25 protein-coding genes are annotated in these 25,410 nt (G+C 68.1%); 13 read left to right on the top strand and 12 right to left on the bottom strand.

All coding sequences use genetic code 11. The annotated features are described in order from the left end of the window. Positions 1-190: 190 nt before the first annotated feature. Both B0T44_RS04930 and ppgK read right to left on the bottom strand, forming a co-directional pair. Positions 191-1,570 (bottom strand): RNA polymerase sigma factor, encoded by a 1,380-nt coding sequence (locus B0T44_RS04930; protein WP_077117885.1) that lies wholly within the window; start codon positions 1,568-1,570, stop codon positions 191-193. A gap of 170 nt (positions 1,571-1,740) precedes the next feature. Further along, positions 1,741-2,499 carry a polyphosphate--glucose phosphotransferase gene (gene ppgK, locus B0T44_RS04925; RefSeq protein ID WP_077117883.1) on the bottom strand — a complete coding sequence of 253 codons (759 nt, stop codon included), beginning with the start codon at positions 2,497-2,499 and terminating at the stop codon, positions 1,741-1,743. A gap of 163 nt (positions 2,500-2,662) precedes the next feature. Between ppgK and B0T44_RS04920 the strand changes: the two genes are divergently transcribed. Continuing rightward, positions 2,663-3,568, top strand: a complete 906-nt coding sequence (locus tag B0T44_RS04920; protein ID WP_081511636.1) for an inositol monophosphatase family protein — start codon at positions 2,663-2,665, stop codon at positions 3,566-3,568. Between the two features lie 62 nt (positions 3,569-3,630). On the opposite strand, the gene cei is transcribed toward B0T44_RS04920, so the two are convergent. Beyond that, entirely contained in the window at positions 3,631-4,305 is a 675-nt protein-coding gene (gene cei, locus B0T44_RS04915) for an envelope integrity protein Cei (RefSeq protein WP_077117881.1), read from the bottom strand. Positions 4,306-4,679: 374 nt separating this feature from the next. Between cei and B0T44_RS04910 the strand changes: the two genes are divergently transcribed. Then, positions 4,680-4,982, top strand: a complete 303-nt coding sequence (locus tag B0T44_RS04910) for a DUF4193 domain-containing protein (RefSeq protein ID WP_077117879.1) — start codon at positions 4,680-4,682, stop codon at positions 4,980-4,982. A 14-nt stretch (positions 4,983-4,996) separates the two neighbouring features. On the opposite strand, the gene B0T44_RS04905 is transcribed toward B0T44_RS04910, so the two are convergent. Beyond that, entirely contained in the window at positions 4,997-5,512 is a 516-nt protein-coding gene (locus B0T44_RS04905) for a DUF3093 domain-containing protein (protein ID WP_077117877.1), read from the bottom strand. A 52-nt stretch (positions 5,513-5,564) separates the two neighbouring features. On the opposite strand from B0T44_RS04905, the gene dut reads away from it, so the two are divergent. Both dut and B0T44_RS04895 read left to right on the top strand, forming a co-directional pair. Further along, the gene (gene dut / locus B0T44_RS04900; protein WP_077117875.1) at positions 5,565-6,059 is read left to right on the top strand and encodes a dUTP diphosphatase; all 495 of its coding nucleotides are present in this window, start codon (positions 5,565-5,567) and stop codon (positions 6,057-6,059) included. A gap of 4 nt (positions 6,060-6,063) precedes the next feature. Continuing rightward, positions 6,064-7,041 (top strand): DUF3710 domain-containing protein, encoded by a 978-nt coding sequence (locus B0T44_RS04895; RefSeq protein ID WP_077117873.1) that lies wholly within the window; start codon positions 6,064-6,066, stop codon positions 7,039-7,041. Between the two features lie 73 nt (positions 7,042-7,114). Here the strand turns inward: B0T44_RS04895 and B0T44_RS04890 are convergent, their stop codons facing one another. After that, complete coding sequence (locus tag B0T44_RS04890) at positions 7,115-7,810, bottom strand: alpha/beta fold hydrolase (RefSeq protein ID WP_077118112.1); 696 nt, start codon at positions 7,808-7,810, stop codon at positions 7,115-7,117. 119 nt (positions 7,811-7,929) lie between these two features. Between B0T44_RS04890 and B0T44_RS04885 the strand changes: the two genes are divergently transcribed. The 3 genes from B0T44_RS04885 to B0T44_RS04875 all read left to right on the top strand — a co-directional run bounded on the left by B0T44_RS04885 (position 7,930) and on the right by B0T44_RS04875 (position 9,904). Next, the gene (locus B0T44_RS04885) at positions 7,930-8,334 is read left to right on the top strand and encodes an OB-fold nucleic acid binding domain-containing protein (protein ID WP_077117871.1); all 405 of its coding nucleotides are present in this window, start codon (positions 7,930-7,932) and stop codon (positions 8,332-8,334) included. A 3-nt stretch (positions 8,335-8,337) separates the two neighbouring features. Then, positions 8,338-9,075: a DUF3159 domain-containing protein gene (locus tag B0T44_RS04880; protein WP_081511605.1), complete on the top strand. Its 738-nt coding sequence runs from the start codon at positions 8,338-8,340 to the stop codon at positions 9,073-9,075. Between the two features lie 253 nt (positions 9,076-9,328). Next, positions 9,329-9,904 (top strand): sigma-70 family RNA polymerase sigma factor, encoded by a 576-nt coding sequence (locus B0T44_RS04875; protein ID WP_077118108.1) that lies wholly within the window; start codon positions 9,329-9,331, stop codon positions 9,902-9,904. Between the two features lie 28 nt (positions 9,905-9,932). Here the strand turns inward: B0T44_RS04875 and B0T44_RS04870 are convergent, their stop codons facing one another. Both B0T44_RS04870 and B0T44_RS04865 read right to left on the bottom strand, forming a co-directional pair. After that, positions 9,933-10,604, bottom strand: a complete 672-nt coding sequence (locus tag B0T44_RS04870) for a potassium channel family protein (RefSeq protein ID WP_077117869.1) — start codon at positions 10,602-10,604, stop codon at positions 9,933-9,935. Between the two features lie 2 nt (positions 10,605-10,606). Continuing rightward, a complete protein-coding gene (locus tag B0T44_RS04865; protein ID WP_077118106.1) occupies positions 10,607-11,272 on the bottom strand; it encodes a potassium channel family protein in 666 nt (221 codons plus the stop codon). A gap of 193 nt (positions 11,273-11,465) precedes the next feature. Between B0T44_RS04865 and B0T44_RS04860 the strand changes: the two genes are divergently transcribed. Both B0T44_RS04860 and B0T44_RS04855 read left to right on the top strand, forming a co-directional pair. Continuing rightward, complete coding sequence (locus B0T44_RS04860; protein ID WP_077118104.1) at positions 11,466-13,454, top strand: APC family permease; 1,989 nt, start codon at positions 11,466-11,468, stop codon at positions 13,452-13,454. Between the two features lie 25 nt (positions 13,455-13,479). Then, positions 13,480-14,826, top strand: a complete 1,347-nt coding sequence (locus B0T44_RS04855) for a class I SAM-dependent RNA methyltransferase (RefSeq protein WP_438269008.1) — start codon at positions 13,480-13,482, stop codon at positions 14,824-14,826. A 60-nt stretch (positions 14,827-14,886) separates the two neighbouring features. Here B0T44_RS04855 and B0T44_RS04850 read toward each other — a convergent pair whose 3' ends face one another. Continuing rightward, positions 14,887-15,663 (bottom strand): SIMPL domain-containing protein, encoded by a 777-nt coding sequence (locus tag B0T44_RS04850; protein WP_254854208.1) that lies wholly within the window; start codon positions 15,661-15,663, stop codon positions 14,887-14,889. A gap of 445 nt (positions 15,664-16,108) precedes the next feature. Here B0T44_RS04850 and dxs point away from each other — a divergent pair, with 445 nt between their 5' ends. Next, complete coding sequence (dxs, locus tag B0T44_RS04845) at positions 16,109-18,004, top strand: 1-deoxy-D-xylulose-5-phosphate synthase (RefSeq protein WP_077117867.1); 1,896 nt, start codon at positions 16,109-16,111, stop codon at positions 18,002-18,004. 142 nt (positions 18,005-18,146) lie between these two features. Here dxs and B0T44_RS04840 read toward each other — a convergent pair whose 3' ends face one another. Together B0T44_RS04840 and B0T44_RS04835 are read right to left on the bottom strand one after the other, a co-directional pair. Beyond that, positions 18,147-19,478, bottom strand: a complete 1,332-nt coding sequence (locus B0T44_RS04840) for an HRDC domain-containing protein (protein ID WP_081511603.1) — start codon at positions 19,476-19,478, stop codon at positions 18,147-18,149. A gap of 21 nt (positions 19,479-19,499) precedes the next feature. Further along, positions 19,500-20,138 carry a DUF3000 domain-containing protein gene (locus B0T44_RS04835; RefSeq protein WP_077117865.1) on the bottom strand — a complete coding sequence of 213 codons (639 nt, stop codon included), beginning with the start codon at positions 20,136-20,138 and terminating at the stop codon, positions 19,500-19,502. A gap of 142 nt (positions 20,139-20,280) precedes the next feature. On the opposite strand from B0T44_RS04835, the gene hemE reads away from it, so the two are divergent. The 3 genes from hemE to hemQ all read left to right on the top strand — a co-directional run bounded on the left by hemE (position 20,281) and on the right by hemQ (position 23,501). After that, positions 20,281-21,339, top strand: coding sequence for a uroporphyrinogen decarboxylase (gene hemE / locus B0T44_RS04830; protein WP_077117863.1), 1,059 nt, complete (start codon positions 20,281-20,283; stop codon positions 21,337-21,339). A 44-nt stretch (positions 21,340-21,383) separates the two neighbouring features. After that, positions 21,384-22,739: a protoporphyrinogen oxidase gene (locus B0T44_RS04825; RefSeq protein WP_077117861.1), complete on the top strand. Its 1,356-nt coding sequence runs from the start codon at positions 21,384-21,386 to the stop codon at positions 22,737-22,739. A gap of 66 nt (positions 22,740-22,805) precedes the next feature. Then, a complete protein-coding gene (hemQ, locus tag B0T44_RS04820; RefSeq protein WP_077117859.1) occupies positions 22,806-23,501 on the top strand; it encodes a hydrogen peroxide-dependent heme synthase in 696 nt (231 codons plus the stop codon). Between the two features lie 101 nt (positions 23,502-23,602). On the opposite strand, the gene msrB is transcribed toward hemQ, so the two are convergent. Beyond that, entirely contained in the window at positions 23,603-24,055 is a 453-nt protein-coding gene (gene msrB, locus B0T44_RS04815) for a peptide-methionine (R)-S-oxide reductase MsrB (RefSeq protein ID WP_077117857.1), read from the bottom strand. Next, positions 24,055-25,410, bottom strand: a complete 1,356-nt coding sequence (locus tag B0T44_RS04810; RefSeq protein WP_077118096.1) for a glycosyltransferase family 87 protein — start codon at positions 25,408-25,410, stop codon at positions 24,055-24,057. Before B0T44_RS04810 ends, msrB begins: the two co-directional genes overlap by 1 nt.

The raw sequence follows: 25,410 nt of genomic DNA, 5'->3' as shown, positions 1-25,410 counted from the left end.
GGCCCAGACCTCGCCGAATACCGCGATCCGCAGCCGTGAAGCAGGGACGGCTGATGTGGCACGGCACGGCTGCCCCGCATTGTCCGTCCGGCAGTGGAAAGAATGCGGTGAAATGCCGCGCGGCCCGGCTCCCACTGGACACCTCGGTGTCCGGCCAGGAGCCGGGCCGCGCAGTGCGGAAACCGGTAGCTCAGTCCAGGTAGTCGCGCAGCACCTGGGAGCGGCTGGGGTGGCGCAGTTTGCTCATGGTCTTCGACTCGATCTGGCGGATGCGTTCCCGGGTGACTCCGTACACCTGGCCGATCTCGTCGAGGGTCCGCGGCTGGCCGTCGGTGAGGCCGAAGCGCAGCCGGACGACACCCGCTTCGCGTTCGGACAGCGTCTCCAGCACCGACTGCAGCTGATCCTGCAACAGGGTGAAGCTCACCGCGTCCACCGCGACCACGGCTTCGGAGTCCTCGATGAAGTCGCCGAGCTGGCTGTCGCCTTCGTCGCCGATGGTCTGGTCCAGCGAGATGGGTTCCCGCGCGTACTGCTGGATCTCGAGAACCTTCTCCGGCGTGATGTCCATTTCCTTGGCCAGTTCCTCCGGGGTGGGCTCGCGGCCCAGATCCTGGAGCAGCTCGCGCTGGATACGGCCGAGCTTGTTGATGACCTCGACCATATGCACCGGGATGCGGATGGTGCGGGCCTGGTCGGCCATGGCACGGGTGATGGCTTGGCGGATCCACCAGGTGGCGTAGGTGGAGAACTTGTAGCCCTTGGTGTAATCGAACTTCTCCACCGCGCGGATCAGGCCGAGGTTGCCCTCCTGGATGAGGTCCAGGAACGCCATCCCGCGACCGGTGTAGCGCTTGGCCAGCGAGACGACCAGGCGCAAGTTCGCCTCGAGCAGATGGTTCTTGGCTCGGTTACCGTCCCGGATGATCCAGTTGAAGTCGCGGCGTGTCGCCACAGGCAGCTTCTCACCGGACTCGGCGAACTCGCGCATCTTCTCCGCCGCGTACAGGCCTGCCTCGATCCGCTTGGCGAGTTCGACCTCCTCCTCGGCGTTGAGCAGCGCGACCTTGCCGATCTGCTTGAGATAGGCACGCACCGAGTCGGCCGAGGCGGTGAGCTCGGCGTCCTTACGGGCCTGACGCAACGCCTCGGATTCCTCTTCGTCCCAGACGAAGTCTCCGGACGCCTTGTCCGCTGCGGTCGGCTCGTCGGCGCCTTCCTCGGTGTCCTCTTCCTCGGCGACGTCGGCGACGAGTTCCTCGCCCTCGTCGGTGAGGTCCTCCTCGGACACCTCCAGGTCACCGAGGTCGGCCACATCCATCGACTCGTCGTCGAGACCCTGCTCGGCACCGGGCTCGGCGGCGGTGGCCTTCTTGGCGCCCGCCTTCTTCGCGGGTGCCTTCTTCGCTGCTTTCTTGGCGGTCGTCTTCTTTGCGGCGGCCTTCTTCGCCGGCGCCTTCTTGGCAGGTGCCTTCTTCGCGGCAGCCTTACGGGCCGGGCGTGCTGCGGCGACTTCTGCGGCGTCGGCGTCGGCCGATTCGGCTGTCTGACGGGTATTCGTGGCTACCACGTACGCCCTTTCGTGACGGTCTCGTGCGGCGTCACGCCAGAGTAGATATCCGGCGGAGCGGTCTGTCGGGTTTCACCGGCAGGCGCCGGTCGGGTTTCTTCCGGCTCACCGCCGGGCAGTTCCATTGTAACGATCCAACCAGTGTGCCTTCGTCCGCGATGCGCGCAACTTCAGGGTGCGATTCCGGCCGCGACGGCCATGGCCGCGCCGACGATGCCCGCGGTGTTCTTCAGATCCGCGGCGATAACCGGAGTGCGGTTGGTCAGCAGCGGGATCCAGTGATCGGCGTCGCGGCTGATTCCACCACCGGCGACGAACACGGTCGGCCAGAAAAGGTTCTCCAGGCCGATCAGCACGGTACTCACTCGGGCCGCCCATTGCTCGTACGACAGGCCGTCACGCTCTTTGACAGATGCGGCGGCGCGGTGTTCGGTTTCCATGCCCCCCACTTCCAGATGGCCGAGCTCACTGTTGGGGACCAGGGTGCCGTGGTACAGCAGCGCCGAACCGATACCGGTGCCGAAGGTCAGCAGCATCACCAGCCCGGCGTAATCTTTTGCGGCGCCGTAACGGTCCTCGGCGAGACCGGCCGCGTCGGCGTCGTTGAGCACAGTCACCTGCCGTCCGCCCAGAGCGGAGCCGAACAGGGTTCTGGCGTCGGTACCGATCCAGGCGGGGTCCACGTTGGCCGCCGTATGCGCCACACCGTCGAGCACGACACACGGCAGCGTGATGCCCACCGGCCCGTCCCAGCCCGCCTCGGCGACCAGTCGCGCCACCGTCTCCGCTACTGCCTTGGGGGTTGCCGGATGCGGTGTCGGGATCTTGATGCGGTGGTGGACAAGTTCGCCGGTGGCCAGATCCACCGCGGCGCCCTTGATGCCGCTGCCACCGATATCGATACCGAATGCGTGCCCCCGAGCGGACATGACGGTTCCTCGTTCTCTCTGCTGGCCGGTGTCTTCCCCGCGCCGTACCGGGGTTTCGCGACGGCCTGCGGGCGCGCGAACGAGTGCCCGACGACGGCGCTGTGTCGCGCACGACAAGAGTAATGTGCCCGCACCGCTGCACCGGTTCGCGGACTGTGATCCGATGGAGTGCGTGCCGGAAATACCCTCACTCACCACCGACGCCGCATCTGTCCCCGCCGATGCGCCCGAGCTGCGCCGGATCGCGGTGCACCTGGCCGAAACCGCCGCGGCGCACGTTCGCGCGCGACGGCCGGAGGTTTTCGACGGTCGCGGCGCGGGGGACGCGGTGCAAACCAAGAGCACCCCGACCGACCCGGTGACCGTGGTCGACACCGAAACCGAGCAGCTGATCCGGGACGAACTGGCGCGGTTGCGTCCCGGTGACCACATCCTCGGTGAGGAAGGCGGCGGCGACCTGGACGCGGCAGCCGACGACGCGGTGGTCTGGGTGGTCGATCCGATCGACGGCACCGTGAACTTCCTGTACGGCATACCCGCCTACGCGGTATCGGTGGCGGCCATGCGCGGCGGGCGCTCGGTGGCGGGCGCCGTGGTCGACGTGGCCGCCGCCGAGACCTACCGGGCGGCGCTGGGTCTGGGTGCGCAACGCGTCACCGCCACCGGTGCGGTCGAACAGCTGCGGTGCACTCCGGTGGATTCGCTGCAGCTGGCGTTGGTCGCCACCGGTTTCGGCTACGACGTGCGACGACGGGCCGAACAGGCTCAGCTGGTCGCCGAACTGCTTCCGCACGTCCGCGATATCCGCCGCATCGGCGCCGCGGCGCTCGATCTGTGCCTGGTCGCCTCGGGCCGGGTCGATGCACACTACGAGCACGGGCTCAACCCGTGGGATTGGGCGGCGGGCGCGCTGATCGCCGCCGAGGCAGGGGCGCTGGTGGAAGTGCCGTCGGCCGCCACCCCGGGCGAGGCGGGTGCGCTGGTGGTCGCCGCCGCCCCCGGTATCGGTAAGGAACTGCTGGGACTGTTCGACAGGCTGGGTATCAGCGCCGCGATTCCGCAGTCCTGATCCGCGGTGTACAGGAGGATTCCTGCCCGCTCGGTGTGCACCGAGCGGGCAGGCGACAGCGATCAGCAGCGGGCGTGCCGGGCGGCGGCGAGCAGGTCGGAGTCGATGGAGGCCTCGCCGGGTGCGGGATTGCGCAGCGAACGCAGCACTTCCTCGGCGTCGTTGTTGGGCTGCACATCGCCGAACAGCGAGCCGAGCACCAGATCGACGGTGTCGTCTTCCCGTTTGTCCTCGATCAGCTCCGCGCACGGAGCAGCCAGCTGTACCGCCGCCGCGGCGGGCCTGCCGTTCACCCCGAACCGGATCTGCCCGGTGCATTCGAGGTCGCCGTTGGCGTATATCGAATCGTTGCCGTATGGATCGCCGGGCACGCTGCCGAAGCCGAGGTCGCCGAGTTGGGCTGCCACATGAGCGGCTTGGCCGCGCTGGTTGTTGGCGTTGAGCACGCGGACCTTGGTCTCCGCCAGGGGGGCGGGCTCCACCTGTTGTAGCCGGCCGGGGCCGACCCGCTGCCCCAGGGCAGGCTGAGGTTCGGCGTCCGGCCCGGTCGCCGGGCTTGGTGAGTTGCAGGCCATCGCGGCGTACTCGTCGCCGCGGGTCGACAACGCCTTGATCCACACTGTCGCGCAGATCAAGGCCAGCACGGCGACCAGAATCAGCCATGGGCGCATACGTCTGCGGAGGAAGGGACGGCCTCGCGGATCGGTCGAGGTGCCTTCGGTGATCAGTGAAACCACCCGGACACTCTACGAAAGCGTGTCCGCCTGCGATGCAACACCGTGGACAGGTAACAGCTCGACGGAAGCGTGCGTGTCGATTGCCTGTCGGTTCCGACACGACTGTGTTGTGATTGCGACTTTTTCCGTGCGGTCCGCTATTGTCTGGCGGCCCAGATCGAAACATCGATATCGAAAACAGGTGGTCGGTCGCGGGAACAAGCAGGGCATGTCGGGCGTTGACCGAACGCTATCAGGTATGGGTCCAGCGGATCCGCCCTGATAGACGGCCGGTGTACGTGTGATGTGCACCACCGGCGGGGCGGTGCGGCGGTCGATTATCGATGGCGCGTGCCGATCCGGGATATACGGAGTAAGGACGAGGGGAAGACGACATGGCAACCGACTATGACGCGCCGAGGCGTACCGATTCCGACGATGTGTCGGAAGATTCGCTGGAGGAGCTGAAGGCTCGCCGGAACGAAGCCCAGTCCGCCGTCGTGGATGTCGACGAGTCCGATACCGCGGAGTCGTTCGAGCTTCCCGGCGCGGACCTGTCCGAGGAAGTGCTGACGGTTCGGGTGGTCCCGAAGCAGGCCGACGAGTTCACCTGCTCCAGCTGCTTCCTCGTACATCACCGCAGCAGGCTGGCCAGCGAAAAGGGTGGCCAGATGATCTGCATGGATTGCGCGGCCTGAACGGCAGCAGCATTTCACTCCGCACTCGGCAGACCGAGCGCGGCGAGGACCTGTGCGGGTCGACGTGTGCTGATCAACCAGTACGGCGTCGGGTCATCCGGGTCGTCGAGCACCAGCAGCACCATGGTGGCGACCCAGGGACGGTGTTGGACATACGCGGCGGGGTCGAGCTGGCGGCCCAGCGCTGCGTTCTTGGCCGTCGGAGCGACCACGGCCGCGCGGGCGACGAAGTTCACCGGCAGGTGTGCCCGGTCCACCCGCAGCTCCGGCGTGCCCGACACGTCGGGAGCGACCTCGACCCGGTGCCTGCTCAACCACAGCAGCACCCACACCGGGATCGGGAACAACAGCACATACGGCAACCACGCTCGTAAGCCGGGGGCGCCCATATGGATTTCGGCGGCGAGCAGCGCGGCCACGGCGAAGGCGGCAGGCCACCACCACAGCGGCACCCACAGGCGTTCGCGGTAGACGGCGGATTCCGGCTGTTGCCGCGCCTGAGAATCGACGGGTCGGAGCTGGTCGGACACGACTCAACACTAAGCGACGCGCGCGCGGCGCGTGCGCGTAGGCTGGTCGGACGTGAGCGCACTTTCCCCCATTCCCCTGCTGCGGTTGGATCCCGGCATTCCGATGCCGGCGCGCGCCCATGACGGCGACGCGGGCGTCGACCTGTGCACCACCGAGGACGTCATCCTGGAGCCAGGGGAGCGGGTGCTCATCGGTACCGGTATCGCAATCGCATTGCCGGTTGGCACCGTCGGACTGATCCATCCGAGGTCCGGGCTGGCAGCCAAGACCGGTCTTTCGGTGGTGAATACCCCCGGGACGGTGGACGCCGGATACCGGGGCGAGATCAAAGTATGTTTGATCAACCATGATCCGCGTACGCCGATCGAGCTGCGCCGCGGTGACCGGATCGCACAGTTGCTGGTGCAGCGGGTGGAGCTGGTCGACTTCGTGGCGGTCGACCAGTTGGACGAGTCGGCTCGTGGCGCAGGCGGTTACGGCTCCAGCGGCGGCCACGCGAGCTTGGCCGCGGGCCACGACACGGCCGTGTCCGGCAAGGAGGCATGAGGCGATGTTCGGTAGGAAGAGATCCGGTGGCAGACGCAGATCCGGAGCCGACGATGGCTACGACTCCGGGGCATACGCCGAGGAATCCGGCGACGAGTACTACGCCGACGAATACGACACCGACGAATACGCCACCGGCGACTATGGTGCGCCCGAATACTCCGGCTACGCGCACGCGGAGTCCGATTACCCGGAGGACGACTACGGCGAGGAAGCCGCAGCATACGACGATGCGTACCCGGAAGACGACGACTTCCCGGCCGACGATTCCGGTACCGAACCGCAGCGCACCGGCCCCTACGACTACGACGAGGTGGCCGAGCTCCTCGAATCGGTATCCGACCAGCGCCTCGATCTGGGATCGGTGATCCTGCCGGTCCCACCGGGCGGGCAGTTGCAGGTGGAGATGACCCCCGAGGGCACTCCGCAGGCGGTGCATCTGGCGACCGAACACGGCCGCATCACCGTCGCCGCCTACGCCGCGCCCAAATCGCCCGGTCAGTGGCGGACAGTGGCCGCCGATCTCGCCGACTCGCTGCGCAAGGACGGCTCCGCGGTGTCGGTGCAGACCGGACCGTGGGGTCGCGAGCTGTTCGCCGTCACCGAAGGCGCCGATCTCCGTTTCATCGGTGTGGACGGCTACCGGTGGATGGTGCGCCTGGTCGCAGCCGGTCCCACGGGGTCGGCCGATGAGGGCAGTCCGCTGGTCGCGGCGGCACGGGCGATCATGAGCGAAACCGTCGTCCGGCGCGGCACCGAGCCGCTGCCGGTGCGCGAACCCCTGCCGGTGGTGCTGCCGCAGCAGCTGGCCGAACAGCTGGCCGCGGCGCATCAGCAGCAGGTACTGGCCCAGCAGCAGGCCGTCGCCGCCCAGGCTGCCGCGCGTACAGCACCACCCACCTCGGTGCTGCCGCCGGTCATGCCGGAGCAGCCGCGTCGCGGCGCCGCTGGTTCGGCCATGCAGCAGCTCGGTCGCAACTGACCCGCGGGCCCTCGTGACGGTTCCGCGTACCGGAGCGCGATGGTCGACAGCGCGTTGCCGAGCCGACCGGGCGTCAGCGGAACCAGGCGAGACCGGCGCGGCCGAGCACGGCGGGGTCCGCGCCGAGCTCGTCGAGACGGAGATGGGTCAGGGACGAGCAGGGTGCGCGCTGCGCCCACTCCTGTGCGACCTCCAGCGGATGCACCGGATCGTCGACGGCGGTGACCACCGCCAACGGCACCTCCAGGGTGTCCAGCTGCTGCGGGTCCGGCCATTTGTAGGCGGCGGCCTCCTCCAACGCCGCGGGCAATTGCGGCCACTGGGAGCGCCACGACTGGGTGAGCGCATCGCCGAGCCAGCGCGGGCTGTTCGCGCGCATCCGCTCGATCACAGACTCCAGACCGTCCGCGCGCAGTTGCACCGCGGTGATCGCCGCACTGAGCGCGGCTGGGCAGTCGGCGGTATCGGGACCTGTCCAGGCCGGTAGCGCGGCGATCACCCCTACCGCGGCAGCGGGCCGGGCGGCAGCCCACTCCAGCGCGACGGCGGCGCCGAGGGATATTCCTGCGGCCAGGACCGGCCCCTGCTCGGCGGCGGTGTCCAGCGCGGCCAGATAGCTGTCGACCACGCCCGCCGGGTCGGGTTCGACAGCGATCAGGTCCAGTCCGCGGGCGGCGCAGGCGGGCCCGAACGCACGGCGGGCGAAATCCGCGTCGGAACCGGTGCCGGGGAGTGCAACCGCGACGGCGGGCAGTGGCGAATCGAACATCGGACCGAGCGTAGCGGTGCCGTCGTACCCCATCTACAGTGGCGGTACGGCCACAGCCCGGCCGTGGCAGGAACGAGATGGCGTGCGACCCACACCATTGGCTCACAGGAGAGCGAGCAATGTCTTCCCCGGCAGGAAGAAGGGCGGGCGGCAAGCTCGCCACCGGATATTTTCGCAGGCTCGGTCGCCGGTTGACCGAGGATATCGATCAACTCGACGCCGAGGAGCTGGCCGAGACGGCCGACGCCTCCGGAGCCTGCCTGGCCTCGGAGTGCCGTCGCGGCGACGAGGCGACGATGCTGGGCCGGTTGCGCAGTGTCGAGGCCTGCCCGCAATCCGCGGGCGCCAGCGTGCAAGCGGAGTTCTTCGACGGAACCGACGCCATCACCCTGGTGTGGATCGGGCGCAGGCGGATACCCGGTATCGAAACGGGGCGGCGGATCATGGTTCGCGGCCGCGTCGGAGACCGGGACGGCCGCAAGGTGATCTACAACCCCTACTACGAATTGCGCGGGAACAACTGACGTATGCCATCGAGCGACGAGAACACCCCTACGCCGCATCCGAGCACCGCCACCGCGTCGCAACCGACGCCCGAGGTCGACGGGTCCGTCGAGCGTGAGGTCGTCGCTCAGCAGACATTGCTCGAACAGCTCGGTGGTTTCAGCGGGCTGATCTATTCCACGCTGCCGGTTCTGGTCTTCGTGCCGGTGAACACCCTCGCCGGGTTGACCGCGGCGATCTGGGCAGCGCTGGGGGTGGCCGCGGCCATCCTGGTGTGGCGGCTGGTGCGCCGCAACCCGGTCCAGCCCGCGATCTCCGGTTTCATCGGCGTCGGCATCTGCGCGTTCATCGCCTACCGGATGGGTGAGGCCAAGGGGTTCTTCCTGTTCGGCATCTACACCAGCCTGGTCTACGGTGCGGCGTTCCTGATCTCGGTCCTGGTGCGCCGACCACTGGTCGGGGTGGTGTGGGGTGTGCTCAACGGGCACGGCACCGATTGGCGCGGCGATCGCCGTGTGGTGCGGCTCTACGATCTGGCCACCCTGACATGGGCGCTGGTCTTCGGCGCCCGCTACCTGGTGCAGAACCACTTCTACGACAACGACGACACGGGTCTGCTCGCGGTGGCCCGGATCGCGATGGGCTGGCCGTTGACGGCGGTCGCGTTGGTGGTGACGGTCTGGGCCGTCCGCCGCGCCGGTCATCTGCCCACCCGGACCTCGGACGAGCCCGAACGCAAACCGCGCCACCGGGCCGCCTGACCACCCGGCCGCCGAGCACAGTGAGCGCGCCCTGAGAACCGGTGGTCCGGTGACTGCCCCCGACTGCCCCGAGTTCTGTGGGGTGAAGGTGGTGCCGAACCCACCCTGAGGTATCTGGTTCGGGCCTCGTATTCGTCAGACGATCGTTGCAGCACGACCAACAGCGACGATCCGCGAGAGGACTGGCGAGACAGTGGCTACCGAACACCACCCCGCGATTTCCGGACCGCGCCGCCGGCGCGACAACCCGGCCATGTCCGAGAGTCGTCGCGTTTCGGCAGAATTGGACGCGCTCGTCGGTCCCGCCGCCGGCGGCGACCAGGCCGCGGCCAACGACATCCTGCGCCTCATCCATCCACTGGTGCTGCGCTACTGCCGCGCCCGGCTCGGTGACACCGCGCACCTGCAGGTGACCGCCGACGATGTGGCGCAGGAGATCCTGCTGGCCACCGTGCACGCCATTCCGCGCTACCGCGACCAGGGGAAATCGTTCCTCGCGTTCGTCTACGGGATCGCCGCCAACAAGGTCGCCGACGCGTTCCGCCGGTCCCGGGTCCATCCGGCCTACCCGACGGCGGATGTGCCGGACACCGCATCGACGGCGGCGGGTCCGGAGGAGTGGGCGCTGGCCGACGAACGCCGCCGCGCCGCCCGCGATCTGATGCAGGTGCTGACCCCGGCGCACCGGGAGGTGCTGGTGATGCGCATCATCCTGGGCTGGACCGCGGCGCAGACCGCAGCGGCGATCGGCACCAGCCCGGGCGTGGTGCGGGTGATGCAGCACCGCGCGCTGAACAAGCTGCGTGCCGAACTGAAGGCCGTCGCCTGAGAGTGCGCGAGTGGCCGGTTCCGGTGTTTCAGCGGTTGACCCCGCGCGGGGTCAGCGCCTGCCGCAGCTCCTCTTCGGCTTCCGACGAGGCCACGAACAGCAGTTCGTCGTCGCCCTCGAACGGGTCGTCCGGTTGCGGCACGATGACCCGGCCACCGCGCAGAATCGTCACCAGTGCGGTATCGCGGGGCAGGGCCAGCGACCGTACGGGTTTGCCTGCCAGCGCGGTATCGGGCGGCAAGGTGATCTCCACCAGGTTCGCCTGCCCCTGACGCAGCGTCATCAACCGGACCAGATCGCCGACCGACACCGCCTCCTCTACCAGCGAGGCCAGCAGCCGAGGTGTGGATACAGCCACATCGACGCCCCAGGACCCGTCGAACAACCATTCGTTGCGCGGGTCGTTGACCCTGGCCACCACCCGGCGCACCCCGAACTCGGTTTTGGCCAGCAGGCTGTGCACCAGGTTTGTTTTGTCGTCGCCGGTGGCGGCGATGACGACCTCATAGGTTTCCAGCCCGGCGTCCTCGAGCAGCGCGAGCTCGCAGGCGTCGGCGTGCACCCACACCGCGTCCGGGATGGCGGTGGTGTCGATGTGGTCGAGCTGGCGTTCGAGCAGCATCACGTTGTGCCCGCTGCGCAACAGCTCGCGGGCGATGGACCGGCCGACGGCTCCGGCTCCGGCGATGGCCACCTTCATGTTCAGTCCTCGCTCGCTGGGGGCTTACCGGCCAGGGCGATCGCTTCACCGACCGAACCGGATGTCGCCGCCACATAGACGATGTCGTCGGCTTGCACCACGGTCTTGTCGTCCGGCAGTACACCATGGCCGAACCGGATTATGAACGCCACCCGCGCGCCGACGGCGCGTTCGAGATCGCGTACGGTCCGCCCGTACCACTCCTCGTGCAGAATCAGCTGTGCGACGGCCACGGTGCCGGTCGGGTCGCGCCAGGTGGTGGTGCCGCCGTCACTGATCAGCGTGCGCAGGAAGCGGTCTGTGGTCCAGGGCACGGTGGCGATGGTGGGGATGCCGAGCCGCTCGTAGACGGCGGCGCGTTTCGCGTCGTATATCCGGGCGACCACCCGCTGCACACCGAACATCTCCCTGGCCACCCGCGCGGAGATGATGTTGGAGTTGTCCCCTGACGACACCGCCGCGAACGCCTCTGCCCGCTCGATGCCCGCCTTGATCAGTACGTCCCGGTCGAAGCCGACGCCGACCACACGTGCACCGGGAAAATCTGCCCCCAGCCGCCGGAACGCGCCCTCGTCGCGGTCGATCACGGCGACCTCGTGCCCGATCCGGGTCAGGGCGTGGGCCAAGGACGCCCCGACGCGTCCGCACCCCATGATCACTACATACACCGCAACCTCGTTCCGACCCACATGGCACAGGCTCGCACCCGTCCGGGCCGAACGGTACTCGCCGCGTATTCCCAGACCCACTTTCCCCTCGCGAACGGGTGCCAAACCTGGCGAGCCGGGACGGCGGGCCGAGTTGCACCCGCCAGCGGCGGGCCGACGGCGCAGCAAACCTGGGGGGCCTATGCTCGCTCCAGTGTCCAAGATGACGACAGCAGCGAAGCGGATGCTGCTGGGCAGACCCTTCCGCAGCGATTCTCTCGGGCATACCCTGCTGCCGAAGCGGATCGCTTTGCCGGTCTTCGCCTCCGACGCCATGTCGTCGGTGGCCTACGCGCCCGAGGAGATCTTCCTGGTGCTGTCGGCCGCGGGGATCTCCGCGTATCTGTACGCGCCGTGGGTGGGACTCGCGGTCGCATTCGTGATGGCGGTGGTCGTGGCCAGCTACCGGCAGAACGTGCACGCCTATCCGTCGGGTGGCGGAGACTACGAGATCGCGACCACCAACCTGGGGCCCACCGCCGGCCTGACCGTCGGCAGCGCGCTGCTGGTCGACTACGTGCTCACCGTCGCGGTGTCGATTTCGTCGGCGGCCTCCAATATCGGCTCGGCGATCCCGTTCGTCGCCACCCACAAGGTGTTGTTCGCGGTGGCCGCGATCGTCGTGCTCACCGCCATGAACCTGCGTGGGGTCCGGGAATCGGGCACCATGTTCGCGATCCCCACCTATGCGTTCATCTTCGGCATGTTCGTGATGCTGGGCTGGGGGTTGGTCCGGGTCTACGTCCTCGGCGAGGAGCTGACTGCCGACTCGGCCTCGTTCGGGCTGGTGGCCGAGGACGAGCACCTGTACGGCATTGCCTTCGCCTTTCTGATCGCCCGCGCCTTCTCCTCCGGTTGTGCCGCACTGACCGGTGTGGAAGCGATCAGCAACGGAGTGCCTGCGTTTCGGAAACCGAAGTCGCGTAACGCGGCCACCACGCTGCTGCTGCTGGGCGTGATCGCCATCGCGCTGCTGATGGGGATCATCGCGCTGGCCCAGAAAATCGGCATCGTGTACGCGAACGACACGTCGAATCTGCTGGGCGCACCCGCGGACTACCAGCAGAAGACGCTGATCGCCCAGCTCGCCGAGACCGTGTTCCACGGCTTCCCGATCGGGTTCTTCTTCGTCGCGGTCGTGACCGCGCTCATCCTGGTCCTGGCCGCGAACACGGCGTTCAACGGGTTCCCGGTACTGGGGTCGGTGCTGGCACAGGACCGATACTTGCCGCGGCAGCTGCACACCCGTGGGGACCGGCTGGCGTTCAGCAACGGCATCCTGTTCCTGTCCGGCGCCGCGATCGCGTTCGTGGTGCTGTTCGACGCCGAGGTGACCAAGCTCATTCAGCTCTACATCGTCGGCGTCTTCGTGTCGTTCGTACTGAGCCAGACCGGGATGCTGCGGCACTGGACCCGGCTGCTGCGCACCGAAACCGATAGCGCGCAACGGAGGCGGATGAAACGTTCCCGCGTCATCAACGCCATCGGGCTCAGCGCGACCGGGACGGTGCTGGTGATCGTGGTCATCACCAAGTTCTTCGCCGGCGCCTATATCGCCATCGCGGTGATGGTCGCCATCTTCGTGGTGATGAAGCTGATCCGCCGCCACTACGATTCGGTGACCCGCGAACTCGACGAATACGAATGGGACGGTGTGCTGCCGAGCCGCTCGCATGCGATCGTGCTGGTGTCACGCCTGCATCTACCTACCCGCCGCGCCCTGGCCTACGCCCGTGCGACGCGGCCGGACACGTTGGAGGCGATCACCGTCAATGTCGACGAAACCGATACCAAGACGCTGGTGCGCGACTGGGAGCGCAGCGATATCTCGGTGCCGCTCAAGGTCGTCGAATCGCCGTACCGTGAGATCACCAAACCGGTGCTGGATTATGTGAAGCGGCTGCGTAAGGACGCCCCGCGGGACGTGGTCACCGTGTTCATTCCCGAGTACGTGGTAGGGCACTGGTGGGAACAGGTGCTGCACAACCAGAGTGCGCTGCGGTTGAAGGGCAGGCTGCTGTTCGAGCCGGGCGTGATGGTGACCAGCGTGCCGTGGCAGTTGAGCTCGTCGGCGCGGGCCAGGGCCAGTCGCGAGGCGAATGCGGCGGGTGCGGTGCGGCGCGGCTACGGGGACCGGTCGTGAAGCGCGGTGTTGCGGTGGAGGTGCGGTGGTGACGGACTGGCGCGGTGCGGTCGTCGAGGTGCGGCTGGGCCCACCCGGGCACGGCGGATTCTGTGTGGCCCGCCATGAGGGCAGGGTGGTGTTCGTGCGGCACGGTCTGCCGGGAGAGCGGGTGCTGGCCGGCGTCACCGAGGACCGGGGCGGATCGTTCTGCCGCGCCGACGCGATCGACATCCTCGACCCGTCCCCCGATCGCGTGCCCGCCACCTGCCCGGTATCGGGTCCCGGTGGTGCGGGCTGCTGTGATTTCTCCCATGCCGCACCGGCGGCGCAGCGCGCGCTGAAGGCGTCGGTGGTGGCCGAGCAGCTGCGCCGGATCGCAGGCATCGAGCGTGAGATCACGGTCGAACCGATCACGGGCGCGGGCGAGGAGACCACCGGGTGGCGCACCAGGGTCCGGGTGCCGGTGGACAGCCGGGGCCGGGCCGGGACGCACCGGTATCGCAGCACCGAGGTGATCCCTGATCTGCGCTGCCCGCAGCCGGTGCCGGGCGCGATGGACGGTATCGGGGACCGGCTGTGGACGCCGGGAGCGGACCTGGTCGTCACTGTGGACGGCGACGGAGTGCGACATATCGTCGAGCTCGCGCCCCCGGTCGCCGAGACAGGGTCGCGGCGTGACCGCAGGCAACGGCGCGCAGCCGCCGGCGACCGGTCGGGGCGCGAGCCCGCGGCAGCTGACCGATCACCGGGCGCGCAGCGACGGCTGGCAGCGGCCCGCCGCGCCGCCGCTCACGGACCCCGCGAGGAACGGATCAGCGAAGGCAGCGGGCGGGCGGTCGAATACGTGGCGGGCAGGCGCTGGGAACTGTCGGCGACCGGTTTCTGGCAGGCGCACCGAAACGCGGCGCAGTGCTATTCGGATCAGGTTGCCCAGTGGGCCGCTCTGCCTGCCGGGGGCACGGCCTGGGATCTGTACAGCGGCGTCGGGGTGTTCGCCGCCCGGCTGGGCGAGCAGGTGGGGCCGTCGGGTTCGGTGCAGGCAGTCGAATCCGCCCGTACCCCGGTCGCCGACGGCGCCGCCGCCCTGCGGGATATGCCGTGGGTGCGCTTGCACGCCGGACGCGTGGAGCAGTGGGTGACCGAACATTCGGGCTCGGCGCCGGATGCGGTGGTACTCGACCCGCCCCGCGCGGGTGCGGGCCCGGCCGTCGTCGGTGCGGTCACCGCCGCCGGGCCGGAAACCATTGTCCACGTCGGATGCGACCCCGCGGCCTTCGCCCGCGACCTGGGCCTGTACCTCGCGGCGGGCTACCGTGTGGCCGATCTGCGCGCATTCGACGCTTTTCCGTCCACTCATCACGTCGAATGCCTTGCGCTGTTGCGACGGTGACCCGGCAACGGACACACCACGCTCGATGCGACCTCGTTCCGGCCGCAGGCCTCCGGCTGCTCAGTCCAACTGCCAGGTGACTCGGATATCCGCGCCCACCTCGGATTCACCGGTCTCGATCGGCACTGCCGCGGACGCGAACGCGATCTCCGTGGCGCCTCGGCTGCGTGTGGTCGGCGTGGAAACGGAGGTCTCCTCGGTAACCTGCAGCACTCGTCCGAGTTCTCGCCCGGCGCGCGCCGCGTACTGGCGCGCCTTGGCCAGAGCGTTCTCCCATGCACGGTCACGGGCCCTGGACAGCAGCGATTCCTGATCGGCGAAGGTCAGTTGCAGCCCGCCGAGGCGGACGGCGTCCCCGCCTGCCGCCACGCAGTCGGCGACGATTGCCGCCGGATCACGACGGGCGCCGCTCGCCGCACCAGGACGATCGGACGATCCGGCAGCGGCGCCGCCTGCCGGTTCCGTGTTACCGCCGATATCGCGCAGCAGCACCGTCAACGATGCATTCGCCAGGTACCCGGTGATCTTCGACCCGCCACCGTCGACCCAGGTCTGTTCGGTGCGCACCGAAAGCCCGCTGCTGGCGACGTCGCCGGCGGGTACTCCGTTCGCTCGAAGCGAGCCGATCACCGCCGAGAGCCGTTCCCCCGCCTCCCGGTAGGCGATCGCCACGGTGCTCGCGCGGGTCTCCACCGAGATGGTGACCCGCATCAGATCAGGAGTGCCGCGCACGATTCCGTGCCCGAAGGTGGTGACCGTTCCCGCCAGGGTGTGTTCGCTCACGCTGTGGTCCTCGCTGTCGTCATTGTTGTCGTCGTCACCTGTTGTCGTCGTCACCCTGCTCTGTCCGAGCCCGATCGCCACGCCGAGCCGCAGGTAGCCGTCTTTTCGCGGCCGGACCGTGCTCTGTGTCGTTTACGGGGCCGGACAGCGAGCCGTCCGGTCGGCAACCCGGAACGTACAGCCGCGATCAGAGGCGGCGCCGCGGCAATCGTATTGCCGGATACGAGCTTCGCCACGGCTACGGTTTTCGGAAAGGATGAAACCGGAAAACGCAGGTCGGCAGGGATTGTGAGTTACGCTGCAATCCGGTGCCGCCACTGTTTACGTGTCCGTACGAACAGGCCTGTTCACTGCACCACTCTAGGCTGGATGACGGCTACCGGGTTCATGACTGTCGACAACGCCGATCGGTTCCCCGGCCGTCGCCGTGCTGGGTCACCCGTCGCGGCTTTCGTAGACTGATCGAATCAGATGCGCTATCCGGAGGGAGCGAGTTCAGGTGGGAGTGCTTTCCCGGGTCGACACGCCCGAAGATGTGCGCCGATTGTCCGTGCCGCAGCTGCGCGAGCTGGCGGAGGAGATCCGCGAGTTCCTGGTGCGCAAGGTCGCCGTCACCGGCGGCCATCTCGGCCCCAACCTCGGCGTCGTCGAACTCACCATCGCCATGCACCGGGTCTTCGACTCGCCCGCCGATCCGATGATCTTCGATACCGGTCATCAGGCGTACGTGCACAAGATCCTCACCGGTCGTAAGGATCAGTTCGATACCTTGCGCCGCCAGGGCGGGCTGTCGGGGTATCCGAGCCGGGCCGAAAGCGAGCACGACTGGGTGGAGTCCTCCCACGCGTCGGCGTCGCTGTCCTACGCCGACGGACTGGCCAAAGCGTTCGCGCTGACCGGTCAGGACCGTCGTGTCGTCGCCGTGGTCGGTGACGGCGCCCTGACCGGTGGGATGTGCTGGGAGGCGTTGAACAATATCGCCGCGGCACCGGACCGGCCGGTGGTGATCGTCGTCAACGACAACGGCCGCTCCTATGCCCCGACCATCGGTGGTCTCGCCGACCGGCTGACCGCTCTGCGCACTCAGCCCGCTTACGAGCACGCCCTCGACGCGGGCAAACGCATCATCAAGAGCATTCCGCGCGTCGGTGATTCGGCGTATTCGATGATGCACGCGGTCAAAGCGGGCATCAAGGACGCGGTGAGCCCGCAGGAGCTGTTCAGCGACCTCGGGATCAAATATGTGGGGCCCGTCGACGGCCACGACGTCGTCGCGCTGGAGGCGGCGCTGCGCCGCGCCAAGGATTTCGGGGGTCCCGTACTGGTGCACGCGGTCACCCAGAAGGGTCGCGGCTACGAACCGGCCGAGAACCATATCGCCGATCAGATGCACGCCTGCGGTCCGATCGACCCGCTGACCGGCAAACCGGTGAGCAAGAAATCGGCCAGCTGGACCTCGGTGTTCTCCGCCGAGTTGATCGAACAGGCCCGGCGCCGCGACGATATCGTCGCAATCACCGCCGCCATGCCGGGACCCACCGGTCTCTCGGCGTTCGGCGAGCAGTTCCCGGAACGAATGTTCGACGTCGGTATCGCCGAACAGCATGCGTTGGCCTCGGCTGCTGGGCTCGCGCTCGGCGGCATGCATCCGGTGGTGGCGGTGTACTCGACCTTCCTCAACCGGGCTTTCGACCAGCTGCTGATGGACGTTGCGCTGCTGAAACAGCCGGTCACGCTCGTTTTGGATCGAGCAGGGCTCACCGGCGAGGACGGCGCGAGCCACAACGGTATGTGGGATCTTTCGATGCTCGGTATCGTGCCGGGAATCCGGGTGGCCGCCCCCCGTGACGCCGCAACGCTGCGCGAAGAGCTGGCCGAGGCGCTGGCCGTAGCCGACGGACCGACCGCGCTGCGTTTCCCGAAAGGCAGTGTGGTCGACGAGATCCCGGCGGTGGAACGGCTCGACGGCGTCGATGTGCTGCGGCTGCCCGAGCATGATGGCGCTCCCGCCCAGGTTCAGCACGGGGATGTGCTGCTCGTCGCGGTCGGTTCGTTCGTGCCGACCGCTCTGCAGGTCGCCGAACTCCTGGAGCCGGAAGGTCTTTCGGTCACCGTCATCGATCCGCGCTGGGTGCTGCCGGTCTCCGACACCGTCGTGAAACTGGCCGAGAACTACCGGCTGGTGGTGACGCTGGAGGACGGCGGTGTGCACGGCGGGATCGGTTCCAGCGTCTCGGCCCGGCTGCGCGACTCCGGCCTCGATGTGCCGAGCCGGGATCTCGGTGTGCCGCAGGAGTTCCTGGACCACGGCAGCATCGCCCAGCTCCGCGAGGAACTCGGTCTCACCGCCCCTGATATCGCGCGTCGCATTGCCGGTTGGCTCGACGCTCGCTAACGCGTTGCCGCCGCAAGGAACGTAGGCAGCGCAATCAGCAGCCGGTCGGCGGCTCGAGTGGTTTGCTCAGTGAGCTACGTCTCGGCCGTCGTCATCGGCGGTCGCCATGATCTTGCGGGTGGCCGACTATCTGGCGGACCGGCTAGTCGGCGACCGGAGGTGCGGCGAGAGCGGCGGTGAGAGGGCCGACCGTGACTTCGCGCTGCCACGGCCTGGCCCCACCGGATTTCAGGAATACGTCGATGGCCGCGGCGAGTTCTACCGGCGATTCGGGGCCGTGGTCGTAGGCGGGGAGCCCGTCCCAGCACAAGCGGCGGACCAGGTCGGGGGCCAGCAGGTTCTCCACCGGAACGCGAACTTCGGCCGAGAGGTCGGCTAACGCGGCGCGGGCGCGGGTGAGCCGGACAGCGGCAGCCGGGTCGCGGCGCTCCCACCGGTTGACCGGGGGCGGGCCGTCGTAGGGCTGGCTCGTCGGGGGCAGTTCGCTGTCGGGTAGTGCGCGGGCCCGCTCGATCGCGGCGAGCCATTCGCGTGAGTAGCGGCGCTGGCGGGGGCCGCCGAACACCGGCAGCGTGCGCAGCGCAGCGATGGTGCGTGGTTGCGCCGCCGCGGCGGCGATGATCGCCGAATCGGGCAGTACCCGGGCGGGGGCCACATCACGGGTGCGCGCCAGGGAGTCGCGGGCGGTCCACAGCTCACGCACCGTCGCCAATTGCCTGGCCTTGCGCAGCGTGTGGATACCGGAGGTGCGCCGCCAACGATCGGCTTTGGGCGGTGCGGGTTCGCTGAGCCGGACATATTCGAATTCCTGGGCGGCCCATTCGGTTTTGCCCTGTTCGGCCAGCGATGCGGCCACCGCATCGCGGAGCTCGAGCAGCAGTTCCACATCGAGTGCGGCGTAGTTGAGCCAGGCGTCCGGCAGCGGCCGGGTCGACCAGTCTGCTGCGCCGTGCCCTTTACGTAGCTCACGACCGAGTAGCCGTTCCACCATCGCAGCCAGCCCGACCCGTTCGAAACCGGCGAGCCTGCCACCCAACTCGGTGTCGAACAGGCGGGCGGGACGCAACCCCAGCTCGGCCAGGCCGGGCAGATCCTGGTCGGCCGAATGCAGTACCCATTCGAGGTGGTTGATCGCCTCCGCCAGCGGCCCCAGCGCATCGACCACCGGGATCGGGTCGATGAGCACGGTGCCCGCGTCCGCGCGGCGCAGCTGGATCAGATACGCCCGTGCCGAGTAGCGGAAGCCCGACGCCCGCTCGGCGTCCACGGCGAGCGGGCCGCTACCTCGAGCGAGACCGGCCGCGGCCTCGGCGATCGCGTCGGCGGTGTCGAGCACCGGGGGCACACCCGCGATGGGCGCGAGCAGCGGAACCGCAGCGATCGGATCGTTGTCCACCGTCGTGGGCTCTGCGTTGCTCCCATCCCCGTCACCACCGGCCGCGGCGCGGTGATCGGGCTGCTCTGCTACCGGCATAGAGGAAAACTCTACGTGCCCTCAATCGCGGTCGGTATCGGTGTACGGGTCCGGCCGCAAATGGGTGATGCCTGCCGGGGGCAGCCCGGCGGCGTAAGCGAGCACCTCGGCGAACGCCTCCACATGCGATTGCATATGCGTGCTGCTCGCGGTCCACGAGGCCCGGAGTTCCAATTGGTGAGCCCGCGGCGGACCCGCGATATCGCCGTATCGCACCGAACTGGTCGATGTCACCGTGCCGCCGAGCGCGGTGAACGGTTCGCTGCGTGATTCCAGCGCATCGACGAGCCAGCTCCAGGCGACCTCGGGCAGCAGCGGGTCGGTGGCCAGTGCGCCATCGATATCGGCCTGGATATAGGCGACCAGCCGGAAGGTGCCGTGCCATGCCTCGTGCCCGTGGGGATCGTGCAACAGGATCAGTCTGCCGAAGGCGTCTCCTTCGGAGTCGGTCGGCACTGTCGGTGTGTCGAGGTGTTCGACCTCGGCGCCGATAGCGTATGAATACGGAGCGAGGCGCTGTGGTGGGCGGATCGGAGCCAGCTCGATCCGGGGATGAACGGTTGCGGTGCCCATCGCGTCGACCGCGGCACGAAAAGAAGCAGGTTCGTCGTCGGGATCCTCGGTCGGTGCGGCGCCGTCGCGGAAGTCGAGCGGTGTCACGGAAGGTGACGGTAGACCCGAACGCAGCGGGGCGGGCGGAGGCGCGCCGCTGGACTCGATGCGGCGTCTGTGCGGGGCGTCTTCGCCCGGAGGTGATTCTCGGCTCGGGTCCGCCGCTGCGCCGGGGCCGCCTACGATAGCCATGGTGAGCACCTACACCCGTCGCCGGTTGACCGATGCCCCCTTCCTGGCCGCCGCCACCGGCGCTGTTCCTGGTAGGCGGCCGGTGTGGTTCATGCGCCAAGCCGGTCGTTCCCTGCCCGAGTACCGGCGGGTGCGCGCCGGTATCGGCATGCTCGAGTCCTGTTTCGACCCGGAGTTGGTGTGTGAGATCACCATGCAACCGGTTCGCAGACATGATGTGGACGCGGCAATCCTGTTCTCCGACATCGTCGTTCCGCTCAAGGCGGCCGGTATCGATCTCGATATCGTGGCCGGGGTCGGGCCGGTGGTCGCCGATCCGGTGCGCACCGCAGGCGATGTGCGCGCGCTGCCCCGTTTGCGGCCGGAGGAGGTCGGGGCGATCTCCGAGGGGGTGCGTCTGCTGATCGGCGAGCTGGGGCAGACCCCGCTGATCGGGTTCGCGGGCGCCCCGTTCACCCTCGCGTCGTATCTGGTCGAAGGCGGTCCGAGCAAGAACCACGAACACACCAAGGCGATGATGTACGCCGACCCGGCGAGCTGGCATGAACTGCTCGGCGTGCTCACTGATATCACCATCGCGTTCCTGCAGGCCCAGCTCGCCGCCGGAGTGGACGCGGTGCAGGTATTCGACTCCTGGGCAGGTGCGCTGACCGAAGCCGACTACCGCAAGTTCGTGCTGCCGCATTCGGAGCGGGTGTTCGCCGAAATCTCCGACGCCGAGGTCCCGCGTATCCACTTCGGAGTGGGCACCGGGGAACTACTCGGTGCGATGGGTGAGGCGGGCGTCGAAGTCGTCGGCGTGGACTGGCGGGTGCCGCTGACCGAGGCGGTGCGTCGCGTCGGTCCAGGAAAAGCCTTGCAGGGCAACCTCGATCCGGCCGTACTGTTCGCCGGTGCCGATGCCGTGGCAACCGAGGCGAGGCGGATCGTGGCCGAGGCCGACGAGGCGATCACGATGGGCGCAACCGGCCATATCTTCAACCTCGGCCACGGGGTGCTGCCCGATACCGATCCCGGTGCGCTCACCGCATTGGTGGAGTTGGTGCACGAGCTGTGAGAGGCGAACCAGCCGCGGCCAAGTCGCGGCAATAAGCTCCCATCATGCGGATTGCAGTGATTGGTGGCGGTATCAGCGGGTTGGTGGCCGCCTATCGGTTGCGCGGGTTTCTGGGGGCTGCGGCCGAGATCATAGTGCTCGAACGCCGTAACCGGCTGGGCGGAATCCTGCATACCGGTGAGGTCGGTGGGGAGCCGCTGGACTTGGGTGCCGAGGCTTTTGTCGGTCGCAGGCCCGAGGTGCCGGAATTGCTGCGCGAACTGGGGTTGGCAGCGCAGTTGGTGACTCCCGCCGGACTTCGCCCGCTGATCTGGTCGCAGGACCGTACGCATCCGCTGCCCGAGAAAACCCTGATGGGTATTCCGTCCGGCCCGGAGTCGGTACGCGGTCTGGTGGACGCCGAGACGCTCGCCCGCATCGCTGCGGAAGCCGATCGGCCGTTGTCGTGGGAGCCGGGCTCCGATACCGATGTCTATCGGCTGGTCGCGGATCGTTTCGGCGCGCAGACCGTGGCACGCAGTGTCGACCCGCTGCTGGGCGGCGTGTACGCGGGGAGTTCTCGCTCGATCGGGCTGCGTGCCGCACTACCGACGTTGGCCGCAGCGCTCGATGCGGGTGCGGCGAGTTTGACGGCCGCCGTGCATGCGGCGCTGCCGCCACCGTCGACGGATCCGGTGTTCGGTGGTATCCGAGACGGTTATCGGGTGCTGCTCGACGCGTTGGCGTCCGCTTCCGCCGCCACCTTCGTTTGTTCCACCGCCGCCACGGGGCTGGACAGGTCCGGGCAGGGCTGGGCTGTCGATCCGATCGGCGCGGTGGACGCGGTTGTTCTCGCCTCGCCTGCCCCGGTGACTGCCCGACTGCTGCGCGGTATCGCTCCCGGCGCAGCGGCAGCAGCCGCCGAGATAGAACTGTCCTCCTCGGCGGTCGTCGCTCTCGCACTGCCTCGCGACACGGAGTTACCGCAGAATTCCGGCATCCTCATCGCCACCGGGGAGCCGTTGCGGGCCAAAGCCTTCACGTTGTCCAGCCGCAAATGGCCGCATCTGGCCGCGCGCGGCGCCATGGTGCGCGCCTCGTTCGGCAAATTCGGTGACGATGCCCCGCTGGGCTGGACCGATGAGGAACTGATCGCTGCTGCCACCGATGATCTGGCGACCGTCACCGGTATGCCGATCGCGCCGCTGTCGGCTGTCGTGCAGCGCTGGCCCGGGGGGCTGGCCCAGTACGCTCCCGGTCATCCCGATCGGGTCGCCGCGATCGAATCCGGGGTCGCGAAGGTGGAGCGCCTCGCGGTCGCCGGGGCGTACCTGCACGGTGTCGGCGTTCCGGCTTGTGTCGCCGCAGCCACCGCGGCCGCTCGCCGGATCGCCGATCAGCTCACTGCGCTCGGCCGCTGATCGCGCCGCCGGAGCGGCAGGTCATCCGGCCAGGGGCCGCCGACCGCGTAGTGGCAGTATGGGCTTATGGCGCGACTCGATTACCAGGCCCTCAATTCCACTATCCGCTACCTGATGTTCTCGGTGTTCCAGGTTCGGCCGGGGGTGCTGGGAGACGACCGTGCGACGGCGATCAAGGAGGCTCGGGCCTTCTTCGACGGCCTCGCCGACAAGGGTGTGGTGGTGCGCGGGATCTATGATGTCGCCGGTATGCGTGCCGACGCCGATTTCATGATCTGGACGCACGCCGAACGTGTTGAGGACCTGCAGGCCGCATACGCGGATTTCCGCCGCACCACGGAGCTGGGGCGGGCGAGCGACCCGGTGTGGAGCAATGTGGCACTGCACCGTCCCGCCGAGTTCAACAAGAGCCATATCCCGGCGTTCCTGGCCGGTGAGGAGCCGGGCAACTACATCTGCGTGTATCCGTTCGTCCGTTCCTACGAGTGGTATCTGCTGCCCGACGACGAACGCCGCAAGATGCTCGCCGATCACGGCAAAGAAGCCCGCGGCTACCCGGATGTGCGCGCCAACACCGTCAGCTCCTTCGCTCTCGGCGACTACGAGTGGATCCTCGCCTTCGAGGCGCCGGAATTGCACCGCATCGTCGACCTGATGCGCGATCTGCGTGCCACCGACGCGCGGCGGCATGTGCGCGAAGAGACACCGTTCTTCACGGGCCCGCGCGTCGACGTCGAAAAGCTCATCGCCGCCCTGCCCTGACCGACTACGCGGTTGCCCCTGTGGCGCACCCCCCCCGGGAAATCGGGGCATGCGCCCAGGGGGAAGCTTGCGTACCGTACCGCTGGGTGTGTTTACGGCAACTACTCCACTGCGCTGGTCGAGGGGTTCAGTCGCAGGGCGATGGAGTTGATGCAGTACCGCTTGTCGGTGGGCGTTCGGTATCCCTCGCCCTCGAAAACGTGGCCGAGGTGGCTGTGGCAACGTGCGCACAGCACTTCGACCCGGCGCATCCCCAGCGAATCGTCCGGGCGCAGGAGCACCGCATCGGAGTCGGCGGGGTCGAAGAAGGACGGCCAGCCGCAATGCGATGCGAACTTCTCGCTGCTGCGGAACAGTTCGGCGCCGCAGGCCCGGCAGGTGTACACGCCTTCGTCGGTGGTGTCGGTGTATTCACCGGTGAACGGTCGTTCGGTGGCGGCCTCCCGCAGCACCGCGTATTCCTGCGGGCTCAGCTTTGTCCGCCACTGCTGCGGGGTCAGCTGGATACGCGGAGCGGGCAGCGAGCTGTCGGCCGCGTGCGTTTCGGAGCTCATCACTCCACGCTAATACGCTCGTCCTCGTTCGTCGCTTTCCCATTGCGCACCGCGGGGGTCGTCGCACGGCCGGCGGCCGGTTCGGCGGTGGTAACCGGGTGGGATTCCGGCTCCTCTTCGGTCCCGTTACGCGGGTCGGGCGCCGACGCCATCCACGGCTGGTCCAGTCCGAACGGCAGCCGCCCTTCCCGCCGGGCGGCCAGATACCGGTCGGCGAGCACACAGAACACCACCAGCAGCAGCAGCCCCCACCCGAAGGTGATGCGCAGGTATTCCAGGTTGCGGCCGAGGCTCTGCCAGCGGTCCGACAACCATTTGTCGTAAGACATGAACCCGAAGATCGCCAGCCAGGCGGGCCAGTTCCGCAGCACCGAGTTCCGCAGCACCACCGTCATCAGGAACGGGAACAGCAGCATCGAGTAGTACATCTGCCCCAGCGACGACAGCAGCCACGAGGCGGTCAGCAGGACACCGGAGGTGGTGGTGACGAAGAACAGCTCGTCGTCGCGGTAGTAGCGATACAGCAGCCACAGGGTGAGGGCGACCAGCACACCCATCCCCAGCCGCATACCCCAGGTGAGCCATGGCGGCAGCCCGTAGTACTCGGCGTTCCCGACGATCGCGCTGTTGAAGTAGTCGCGCGACTCGAACAGGTACGGCATGGTGTGGCTGAAGAACTTCTCCGGGTCCTTCGACAGCGGCCACGCGACGGCGACCAACGCGACCGGCACACCGAGTGCGGTGACCAGAACCCCCCATTGCCTGCGCGCCGCCGCGACCAGTAGCAATGGCGCCAACGTCGGTTTCACGGCCATCGTCAGACCGAGCACCGCGCCGGCCAGCAGATCGCGTCTGCGCAACAGCAGATGCAGGAAGATCATTTCGCCGAGCAGCAGACAGCCGTTGACGTTGGTGAAGACCAGGGTGTTGATAACCGTCTCGGACATGAACATCGCCAGCAGCAGCGCGGGCGCGGCGACCGAGCGCAGCGTGTACTTGAACAGCCGCAGCAGCAGATACCAGGCGATCAGGATCGCCACCGCGTTCAGCAGGATGAACAGCCACCGCGACTTCTCGTAGTCGATGATCGCGATGGGCGCGATGAGCAGGGTGCCGCTGGGCGGATACAGGTAGTGCGGGTCGACCGAATCGAAGTTCGCGGTGTACACCGCGCGCCCGTTGAGAAAATCCAGGGAGGCCTGGTAGACGGGCTTGTAGTCATCGGTGATGAAACCGTTGACAGCTTTGATGAAAACCCGGTTCAGCACGGTCATGACCGCCAGCGGCCAAAGCGCGAACTTGATCACATCGGCGGTGGTGCGAGCTGTTCGGGGCTCGAGCTGTCGAAGTAACAC

The sequence above is a fragment of the Nocardia donostiensis genome, assembly GCF_002081715.1.
GTDB classification, from domain to species: Bacteria; Actinomycetota; Actinomycetes; order Mycobacteriales; family Mycobacteriaceae; genus Nocardia; species Nocardia donostiensis.
The sequence above is the reverse complement of the archived record's forward strand: the minus strand, read 5'-3'. Positions and strand labels throughout refer to the sequence as shown.